Annotated in this window: 9 protein-coding genes; 4 read left to right on the top strand and 5 right to left on the bottom strand. The window is 45.8% G+C overall.

The features are described 5' to 3' along the window. Window positions 1–383 (bottom strand): MarR family winged helix-turn-helix transcriptional regulator (locus tag B3M51_RS08795; RefSeq protein ID WP_292758409.1); only part of this gene is annotated, 383 nt, incomplete at its 3' end. Between the two features lie 146 nt (window positions 384–529). On the opposite strand from B3M51_RS08795, the gene B3M51_RS08790 reads away from it, so the two are divergent. From B3M51_RS08790 to sodC, 3 genes are all read left to right on the top strand, one after another. Next, a complete protein-coding gene (locus tag B3M51_RS08790) occupies window positions 530–1705 on the top strand; it encodes an efflux RND transporter periplasmic adaptor subunit (RefSeq protein ID WP_292479904.1) in 1176 nt (391 codons plus the stop codon). After that, a complete protein-coding gene (locus tag B3M51_RS08785) occupies window positions 1702–4878 on the top strand; it encodes an efflux RND transporter permease subunit (RefSeq protein WP_292758407.1) in 3177 nt (1058 codons plus the stop codon). Before B3M51_RS08790 ends, B3M51_RS08785 begins: the two co-directional genes overlap by 4 nt. An 84-nt stretch (window positions 4879–4962) precedes the next feature. Beyond that, window positions 4963–5475 (top strand): superoxide dismutase [Cu-Zn] SodC, encoded by a 513-nt coding sequence (sodC, locus tag B3M51_RS08780; RefSeq protein ID WP_292758405.1) that lies wholly within the window; start codon window positions 4963–4965, stop codon window positions 5473–5475. Window positions 5476–5498: 23 nt separating this feature from the next. Here sodC and B3M51_RS08775 read toward each other — a convergent pair whose 3' ends face one another. Together B3M51_RS08775 and B3M51_RS08770 are read right to left on the bottom strand one after the other, a co-directional pair. Continuing rightward, window positions 5499–6839: a sensor histidine kinase gene (locus B3M51_RS08775; RefSeq protein ID WP_292758403.1), complete on the bottom strand. Its 1341-nt coding sequence runs from the start codon at window positions 6837–6839 to the stop codon at window positions 5499–5501. Beyond that, entirely contained in the window at window positions 6839–7525 is a 687-nt protein-coding gene (locus B3M51_RS08770; RefSeq protein ID WP_292758401.1) for a response regulator transcription factor, read from the bottom strand. Before B3M51_RS08770 ends, B3M51_RS08775 begins: the two co-directional genes overlap by 1 nt. Before the next feature lie 184 nt (window positions 7526–7709). Here B3M51_RS08770 and B3M51_RS08765 point away from each other — a divergent pair, with 184 nt between their 5' ends. Further along, window positions 7710–8171 (top strand): Spy/CpxP family protein refolding chaperone, encoded by a 462-nt coding sequence (locus tag B3M51_RS08765; RefSeq protein ID WP_292758399.1) that lies wholly within the window; start codon window positions 7710–7712, stop codon window positions 8169–8171. 60 nt (window positions 8172–8231) lie between these two features. On the opposite strand, the gene aroE is transcribed toward B3M51_RS08765, so the two are convergent. Then, window positions 8232–9053, bottom strand: coding sequence for a shikimate dehydrogenase (gene aroE / locus B3M51_RS08760; RefSeq protein ID WP_292758397.1), 822 nt, complete (start codon window positions 9051–9053; stop codon window positions 8232–8234). 2 nt (window positions 9054–9055) lie between these two features. After that, a partial coding sequence (gene hemB / locus B3M51_RS08755; protein ID WP_292758395.1) for a porphobilinogen synthase occupies window positions 9056–10039 on the bottom strand: 984 nt, incomplete at its 5' end.

The following is a 10039-nucleotide window of genomic DNA, read 5'->3' as shown; positions in this document are numbered from 1 at the left end:
TCCTCAATCAGCTTTTTGCCTTTTTCGGTTAGTTTTACCAAGCGACTTCGCTGGTCATCCGCACATTGACGCCGGGTTATTAAGCCGTTTTTTTCCAGACTGTTAAGAACTTTGGTTAAACCACCAGAGCTCACCAGGTTCACCTGGCATATATTGGACGGGGTTTGTTCGTAGGGTGGGCCCTGTAAGCGCAATGATGCCAAAGCGTCAAATTCACCTACATTCAGATGAAATTGTTCCATCACAATTTTTGCATCCGAAAAAAATAATTCACGCGCACGAAACAGCCGCTTTATTGTCTCTGCTACAGCAAGATCATCGCCGTGCCAACAACTGCGCATTTGTTCGAGTGTTTCTTCTATGCTTAATATGCGATCTGCCAAGTGAGTTCCTCCTGAGATGACAGAATTATGACAAAAAAATTTACTTGCACGTGAAAGAATCTTGCATTAACCTTTCCAGAAACCTTTCTAGAAAGAATTCTAAGCTATTCCCTTCGCTTTCACCAGCGAATAACAAAGGATCTGTCATGCGTGATAACTCACTTGATACTAAACTCCCCTATCTGCGGGCTTTAGCAATCACCGCTTTTTTCTCGTTAAGCCTTCTGTCTCATTCCGTCAGCGCTGAACAAAACCTTCCCAGAGTTCAGGTGGTGGAACCTGAAGTCCGCACGTTGACAGAGTGGAAAGAATTCACCGGTCGTTTTGAAGCGGTGGAGATGGTTGAATTGCGCGCAAGAGTAACAGGCTATCTGGATAAAGTGCATTTCGACGATGGCCAGATGGTTGAAAAGGGAGATCTATTATTTGAAATTGATCCGCGGCCTTATGAAGCAGCGGTGGCCAGAGCTGAAGCAGAACTGTCCAGAATGGATAGTCAACTGAAACTGGCTGAACTGGATACCAAGCGGGGTGAACGTTTATTAACCCAGAGTGCGATTTCTCAGGAAGAGGTGGATACCCGTCGGGCACGCTTTCAGGAAGCTAATGCCAACGTGGCATCTGCTGCCGCTGCGTTGAAAACCGCTAAGCTGGATTTACAATACGCCAAAATTACTGCTCCGGTTAGTGGGCGGATTTCTAATCGCCGTGTTGACGTCGGTAATCTGATTGGCAGTGGTGATACAGGTGAAGCTTTGACCACCATTGTCTCGCTGGATCCGCTGCATTTTGTATTTGATGTATCAGAAACCGAATATCTGGAATTGATTCGTTTGCCGGAGGGCCAGGAGCAATTGGTTAATGGCAGAACCATGCCAACGGAACTTAAATTAATTGATGAAAAGGATTGGACACGTGAAGGTCGAATCGATTTCGTTGATAACCGGCTGGACGAAAATACCGGTACTCTGAGAATGCGTGTAGTGGTAGACAATGCCGATGGTGTTTTACGTCCGGGACTTTTTGCCCGCTTGCGTTTGCCGACCAGTCAAAATGCAGAAGCGATGCTGATTCCGGATAAAGCGATAGTTACCGATCAGGCAGCCAAAGTGGTAATGACCGTGAATGCCGAAGGCAAAGTCATTCCTAAACCCGTTGAACTTGGCACATTGCAGGGTAATATGCGGGTAATCAGAAGTGGATTGACAACATCAGATCAAATCATTGTTGAAGGTTTGCTGAGAGCTCGCCCGGGTACGGAAGTGAATGCTGTTCCATATCAAGCTGAGGAACAGGCTAATGTTGACGGACAAGACTCATGAAGTTCACCCACTTCTTTGTTGAAAGACCTATTTTCGCGACCGTTATTTCGGTCCTGATTGTTCTGGTGGGCACTATTGCCTATAGCAATTTGCCTGTTGCACAGTACCCTGAAATTGCTCCGCCAAGTATAGCGGTCACTGCCACCTATCCCGGCGCAACAGCCGAAACGGCTGGTAATACTGTCGCAACAGTATTGGAACAGCAGATCAATGGTGTAGAGAACATGCTCTACATGAAATCTGAAAATACGTCTGATGGACGCACCTCACTAAATATTACGTTCAAGCCGGGTACCGATTTGGATACTGCGCAGGTGCTGGTGCAAAACCGCATTGCCATTGCTGAGCCTTTACTTCCGGAGGAGGTGACTCGACAAGGTATTGATATTCGTAAAAACTCACCCGATTTGATGATGGTTATTCATATTCTGTCTTCAGATGGCAGTCGAGATAACCTCTATGTTTCTAACTATGCCAGAACTCAGGTAGTTGACCGGTTGGCTCGTATAGACGGAGTCGGCGAAGCACGGATTGTTGCAGAGCGGGCTTATGCAATGCGGATCTGGATTGATCCGGAACGTGCTCAGGCATTTGGTTTAACAGCGAATGAAGTTGTTGGCGCTTTACGTGAGAATAATACCCAGATTGCTGCTGGTACTATCAATAGAGAACCGATTGAAACCAAAGGCGGTTTTGAGTTGAGTGTGGAAACGCAGGGCCGGCTGCTGGAAGAAGAAGAATTCGGCAATATCATTGTAAAACGTGGCACTGATGGCCGGACCGTCAGGTTACGGGATTTAGCCAGAGTCGAACTGGCAGCTCAGGACTACAATAATATTGGTTATCTGGATGACAATCTGGCTTTACCGGTCGTTATCTTCCAACGCCCGGGTTCCAACGCATTGGAAACTGCTCAGGCGTTACGGGCAGAGATGAAAGATATTGCTCAAAGTATGCCTTATGGCGTCGAATACCAGATTATTTACGATCCAACTGAGTTTATCGCCAAATCTATTGAGAAGATTTATCACACCATTTTAGAAGCCATCATTCTGGTTATCTTGGTCGTAATGCTATTCCTGCAGAGCTGGCGAGCATCAATTATTCCTATTTTGGCCATACCGGTATCACTGATTGGTACGTTTGCCGTTATGTCCATGCTTGGAGTTTCATTAAATAATCTGTCGTTGTTTGGTCTGGTGCTGGCCATAGGTATCGTGGTCGATGATGCTATCGTTGTGGTTGAAAACGTAGAGCGTTATATACGAGACGGATTCAGCCCTAAGGAAGCAGCACATAAAACCATGGATGAGGTTGGCGGAGCCTTGGTGGCTATTGCCATCGTACTGACTGCTGTATTTATTCCGACTGCCTTTATCACTGGTATTTCCGGGGCGTTTTATCAGCAGTTTGCCTTGACCATTGCCACAGCAACCATTATCTCTCTGATTGTTTCTTTAACGTTATCTCCAGCTTTATCAGCGTTATTATTAAAGCCACACGTTGAAGGCCATGAGCCGAGTGGTGTTTGGGGCAAGGTCAGCTATCCATTTCGTGCGTTTGGTAATGGCTTTAATCGTGCCTTTGAGTGGATGGGTGATCGTTATTCGGCAATGACACGCAAGTTGTTACGTATGATGGCGGTTATGCTGCTGATATACGTCGGTTTGATCATGTTGACTGGCTATCAGTTCAATAAAGTACCAACAGGTTTTATTCCTGAACAGGATCAAGGTTATTTGATCAATGTCCTACAGTTACCCCCAGGCGCTACATTGGAAAGAACTGATGCCGCTGCACGCGAAGCTTCAGCACGTTTAAGAGACGTTCCCGGCGTTGCGCATGCAGTTTTATTTGTCGGTCTGGATGGACCTACTTTTACCAATGCATCCAATTCGGCAGTCATTTTTACCCCTCTGGATTCTTTTGAAGACCGTATAGCGGCAGGTATTACCATTGACGATATTGTGGCTGGTTCTCAGCAAGCCTTATCCCAGGTTGACGCTGCGATGGCGTTTGCCATCAGACCACCTCCAGTTCGCGGGATGGGGAACTCCGGTGGTTGGAAACTTTATGTTCAGGATCGTGGGGGACTTGGTCTTGAAAGATTACAGGCTGTTACCAACGAGGTAATTGGCGCAGCGAATCAAACTGATGGTTTATCGTCAGTGTTTACCTTCTTTAACTCTGGAACTCCCAGAATTTACGCTGATATTGATCGTACCCGGGCAGAAATGCTTAATGTGCCGGTAGGCAATGTTATCGATACGTTGGAAATCTATCTTGGCTCACGTTACGTCAACGATTTTAACTTCCTGAACCGAACCTATCGGGTAGTAGCGCAGGCGGATGGCCCTTACCGTGATGAGATTGAAGATATCGGTAAATTACGTACCCGCTCTGATAATGGTGCAATGGTGCCAATCGGGACTATAGCTACGTTTGAAAATATCACGGGACCAATACGTCTGCCGCACTACAATCTGTATCCTGCGATTGAAGTGCAGGGCAATACTGCACCGGGTTATTCCAGTGGTGAATCGCTCGCGATTGTTGAAGAACTATTGAGCGATACATTGCCCGAAGGAATCAGTTTTGAATGGACTGAGCTGGCCTTGCAGGAAAAATTGGCAGGTGATACTGCATTTCTCAGTTTTTCTCTGGCCGTTGTCTTTGTATTTCTGTTACTGGCAGCGTTATATGAAAGCTGGTTATTGCCTCTTGCAGTAGTGTTGATTGTGCCTATGTGTTTACTGGCCGCAATACTTGGGGTGAGTTTGCGCGGTATGGATAACAACATTCTGGTACAGATTGGTTTTGTGGTGTTGATTGGCTTGGCTTCAAAAAATGCAATATTGATTGTTGAGTTTGCCAAGCAAGCTGAAGATCGCGGTCTTAGTCGCCTGGATGCTGCAGTTGAAGCAGCACGTACTCGTCTGCGTCCGATTCTGATGACTTCATTTGCCTTCATTCTAGGCGTGGTACCATTGGTACTGGCCTCTGGTGCTGGCGCTGAAATGCGTCAGGCCTTAGGCACGGCAGTATTTTTTGGTATGCTTGGTGTGACCTTCTTCGGACTGATATTTACCCCGGTCTTTTATGTTTTCTGCCGCTGGCTGGCTTCATTAAGAGATAAACGTGAGTTGCAAAAAACCGCTGATGAAGCGCATTAAGTCAACAGACTTAGCTGATTGATCAGTGAAACTCCATGGTTTCAACCGGGTCCGATTAAGAGTCACACTATTTTTGGAGGGATTATGAAACTATTGACGAGCATAATTATTGCGCTGACATCTTCAGTAGCATTTGCTGATACACAGATCGAGCTTTATGAAGTGGATAAACAGGGAACAGGCAAAAGTCTGGGAAGCGTAGCAGTACATCAATCAGCATTTGGTCTGGTCTTTACCCCGGATTTGAAATCGTTAACACCCGGTTTGCATGGCTTTCATGTGCATCAGAATCCAAGCTGTGATGCTGCTGAAAAAGACGGTGAAATGGTGCCTGCTTTAGCTGCTGGTGGTCATTATGATCCCTACGATACCGGTAAGCACGACACTCCCTGGGGCAGTGGCCATGCCGGTGACTTACCACCGTTGTATGTAGCCGATGACGGAACAGCAACTCATCCGGTGCTTGCACCACGCTTGACGCTTAAAGATTTACAAGGTCGTTCGTTAATGATTCATGCTGGTGGTGACAATCACTCTGATCACCCTAAACCCTTAGGCGGCGGCGGTGCCCGAGTTGCCTGCGGCGTATCCAGCTAAAATTCTAACGGTTTATTCAGCAATCAGACTGGAAGCAGGATTGAAATGTTAAGTCCGCCTTCCGGTCTGTTTGCTGCAATTATCTCACCGCCGTGAATTTCAATTGCGCGATGGGCAATCGTGAGCCCCAGACCGATACCGTTCTGCTGGTGATTGTCACGACTACGAAAGAACGGTTGAAAAACCTGCTGTAAATCCTGTTCAGCAATTCCCGGCCCCTGATCTTCTATAGTGATTTGCCAATGAAGGGATAATTTTTCAGTAGTTAGTTGAATCACCCCATTCTCAGGTGAATACTTAATCGCATTACGCAAAACATTTTCAATAGCACTATGAATCAGCTCAGGGCGGGCAAACACATTGATTTTATCAAAAGCATTGTGCGTTATCTGAATATGTTTATTCTGGGCTTCAAAACGAGCGTCCTCAATAATATCCAGCAGCATTTCTGTTAAATCGAAAAGTTGTCTGTCATCATTTTCAGTTGTCGGATTTTCCAGACGAGATAAATTTAGTAACTCACCGATAAGATGATCAATACGCTCGGACTCACGTTCAACCCGATCCAGCATTTTGGCGGTTTTATCCGGGCTTTGCTGTGCCAAACCAATCGCAGCCTGCATCCGTGCCAAAGGTGAACGTAACTCATGAGAAACGTCGTGGAGTAATCTTTTCTGTGCATTCAGCAACTGGCTTATGCGAACGGTCATATAATCGAAGTTTTGCCCCAGTTCAGCCAATTCATCACGACGTTTTCCCATTGCCGGACGGATTCGGGTATCCAGTTTGCCATCTGCAACATCATTAAAGGCTTTTTTCAGAATACGGATGGGCTTAGTAAACCACCAGGCCAGCAAGCCACTGAATAACAATCCCGAAATCAACCACATACCCAGTAGTAATAATAATGGTGGTTTGGGAGGTTTGGGCCGATCCAGCTTCTGACCGAGTTTTTCAGGGGAGGGGATAAATAACAGCAGGGATCTGCCATCTTCCGAGATTACTTGTCGAACGGAGCGTATTCTTTGATTTTCAAATAATAATTGTCGTGTTGTTGCCAGCAACTGCGGATCAACATTCCGTTGCAGAATATCCTGATTATCCTGATTAACGGCAAAAAGCTTAATCTCATTTCGTTGTTGTTCAAGCAGATACTTTTTTAACGGCTCGATACCGGCATAACGCGCTATATCAGCGGCACTGTCGACAAGATCTGCCGCTTTCCAGCCCATTTGTACCGGAATTGTTTCGAAGGCCTGACGCTCTGCATTATGGCGTAACCACATACCACTGGCGACACCAATACTGGTCAGTAATAAGGCCAGCAAAAAAGCGAAAAAGAATTTCCAGAATAAACTTCGCATTATTTAATCAACTGATAACCTTTACCGCGGACTGTCTGGATATAAGAATGACCGTCCTGCTGTTGTCCCAGCTTATGCCGAATACTGCTCATATGCACATCAATACTGCGATCAAAGCGTGCCAGCGGACGACCCAGTGCTGCTTCTGATAATGCATTTTTACTGACGATCTGTCCGGCATTTCTTGCCAGCGATTCCAATAGGCTGAATTCGGTACTGGTCAGTTCCAGCGCAGTCTCAAACCATATGGCTTTACGTTGTTGAGGCCAGAGTTGCAACGGACCGGTTTGTATAACTGTTTCATCCTGTTGCTGCTGTCGGGTGATTTCACTACGACGCAAAATGGCTTTAATGCGAGCAATCAGTTCGCGAGGGGTACAGGGCTTGGGTACATAGTCATCAGCGCCAGATTCCAGTCCCATGATGCGATCAACATCGTCACCCTTTGCGGTAAACATTAAAATGGGCACATGGCTTTGCTGACGGATAGCTTTTAGTACCTCAGTGCCACTCATATCAGGCAACATTACATCCAGAATGACAATATCGAACTCTCCCTGCAAGGCAAGCTGCAGGCCTTCTGTTGCTGTATCTGCAGTGCGAACCTGAAACTTCTCTTCCTCCAGATAGTCTTGAAATAGACCAGAAAGAATCACATCGTCATCAATAATTAATACTTTGCTCACAGAGATGTCCTGTTATTTTGTAAAGTAATGATACGTCCCCAAATATTAATCAGCTAATTGTAAATCAGTGTTTTACCTGAATTTACATATCAAAACAGTCATTAACAGTTAATCCGTCAATACTGTCTGCAACCTGTCGAACGACAGTATTTCGTTAAAAAATAACCTTCTTAGGAGAATACCTATGCGCAGCAAATTAATGGCACTCAGTTTGATTCCAGCTTTATTTCTAGCAGTACCTGCCATGGCCGATAAACATAAAAGTTGTGAAGAAGGAGAAAAATATGGCGAGATGAAGAAAAAACATAAAGATCATGATGGCATTCCACGCATATTACAGGGCGTTGATTTAACCGAAGCGCAGAAATCAGAAATAAAAGAATTAGTTGAAGCCCAGCAGACAGACAAAAGAAACGATATGAAGTCGCACTGGGAGTTGCACAAGCAATTAAACCAATTGGCTTTTAATGATCGTCTGGATCAAAACAAGCTAGAAGCCATAATCAATGAAGCCACAGAATCTCATGCCGACAGATTAGCTAAAAAAGCTAAATTGAATAATGCGATTTTCAATGTGCTAACAGCAGAACAAAAACAGCAGCTGCAGCAGAAAATGGCCGAATCTGAAAACCGTAACAAGCCTTAAATAAAATGACTTACCTCATCCTGACAATGAGTGCAGGATGAGGTTTTTTATGGGTGATGATCAGGTTTTATTGTGAAGCAGTGATATTACTGAAGCTGTTTGCGGGCGCACACCACGCCAGAGATAAAAGGCTTCTGCAGCCTGCTCAACCAGCATGCCCAGCCCATCAATGGTTTTTTCGGCCTTTTGGGCTTTTGCCCATTGGATAAATGCCGTATCGGTGTCGCTGTACATCATGTCATAACAACAGGCACCACTTGCCAGCACCGTATCAGGTAAAGGAGGCACTTCGCCCTGTAAACTGGCTGCGGTAGCATTAATCACCACATCAAATTCACCGTCAATGTCATCAAATCCACCGCCATGAACATTGCCCAGATGGGCAAACAGTTCTGCAAGATGACTGGATTTTGAAGCCGTTCGGTTGGCAATAAATATTCCGAGCGGTTGGTATTCAAGTAAAGGCGCTATCACGCCACGTGAAGCGCCACCGGCTCCAAGTAATAAAATCCTTTTGCCAGCAAGCTCCACCTGATGATTGACCGCTAAATCACGGCAAAGACCAATGCCATCTGTATTGTCACCAAACAAGCTACCATCATTATTGAATACCACGGTATTAACTGCTCCAGCCAACTCGGCCCGGGCAGATTTTTGCTGGGTTATCTTCCAGACCTGCTCCTTGAATGGCACTGTTACATTGATGCCTTTTAGTTTAAGCACGTCGCGAAGCTGTTGAAGACTATTCTGCAGCTCGTCCAACGGAACTTCAATCGCTGAATATTCAATATCCTCACCGGTTTGTCTGGCAAACTCGGCATGAATCCACGGGGATTTACTATGATGTATCGGGTTACCGATTACTGCGTATTTATCTGTCATGTTCAGCGTTGTAATGTTTGGGCAATATCTTTGGCAAAGTAGGTGAGGATACCGTCGGCACCCGCACGCTTGAATGCCAGCAGGCTTTCCATAATCACTTCTTCACTTAGCCAGCCTTTTAACGTTGCTGCCTTGAGCATCGCATATTCACCACTGACCTGATAGACAAAGGTCGGTTTTTGAAACGTCTGTTTCACCCGATACAGCACATCCAGATAAGGCATGCCGGGTTTGACCATCACCATATCAGCACCTTCCTGAATATCCAAAGCGACTTCATGTAAGGCCTCATCAGAATTTGCTGGATCCATCTGATAACTGAATTTATTGCCACCGGCTAAATTCCCTGCACTGCCCACAGCATCACGAAATGGTCCATAAAAACTGGAGGCATATTTGGCAGAATAAGCCATGATACGAGTGTGTATATGCCCGGCATTTTCCAGCGCGTTACGTATTGCACCAATTCGTCCATCCATCATATCGGAGGGGGCAACTACATCGGCTCCAGCCTCAGCATGAGATATCGCCTGTTTGATTAATACTTCGACCGTTTCATCATTAATAATATAAGCGTTGTCATCGATCAAGCCATCCTGGCCGTGGGTGGTAAAGGGATCCAGAGCAACATCAGTCATTACCCCCAAATCGGGGAAGGCTTTTTTTAATGCTCTGACGGCCCGTTGCGCCAAACCATCGGGATTAAACGCTTCAGCAGCATCCAGCGATTTCTGTTCCAATGGGGTCACTGGAAACAATGCCATCATCGGGATGCCCAAATTGTGGATAATTTCAGCTTCCTGAAGCAGCAAATCAATGCTCAGTCTCTCCACCCCAGGCATTGAAGTGACTTTTTCTCGTTGATTTTTGCCTTCGAGTACAAAGCAGGGATAAATCAGATCATCAACGGTTAACTGGTGCTCTCGAACCAGCCGCCGGGAAAAGTCATCTTTGCGCAAACGACGGGGTCTTTGTTGTGGAAAAGC

The sequence above is a fragment of the Methylophaga sp. UBA2689 genome (assembly GCA_002354555.1).
In the GTDB taxonomy this organism is placed as follows: domain Bacteria; phylum Pseudomonadota; class Gammaproteobacteria; order Nitrosococcales; family Methylophagaceae; genus Methylophaga.
This window is presented reverse-complemented; position numbering and strand designations above follow the sequence as displayed.

Excerpts from the sequence above, each read along its gene's own strand:
- B3M51_RS08765 (WP_292758399.1), top strand. The coding sequence starts at position 7,710 with ATGCGCAGCAAATTAATGGCACTCAGTTTGATTCCAGCTTTATTTCTA.
- aroE (WP_292758397.1), bottom strand. The coding sequence starts at position 9,053 with ATGACAGATAAATACGCAGTAATCGGTAACCCGATACATCATAGTAAA.
- sodC (WP_292758405.1), top strand. The coding sequence starts at position 4,963 with ATGAAACTATTGACGAGCATAATTATTGCGCTGACATCTTCAGTAGCA.
- B3M51_RS08785 (WP_292758407.1), top strand. The coding sequence starts at position 1,702 with ATGAAGTTCACCCACTTCTTTGTTGAAAGACCTATTTTCGCGACCGTT.
- B3M51_RS08790 (WP_292479904.1), top strand. The coding sequence starts at position 530 with ATGCGTGATAACTCACTTGATACTAAACTCCCCTATCTGCGGGCTTTA.
- B3M51_RS08775 (WP_292758403.1), bottom strand. The coding sequence starts at position 6,839 with ATGCGAAGTTTATTCTGGAAATTCTTTTTCGCTTTTTTGCTGGCCTTA.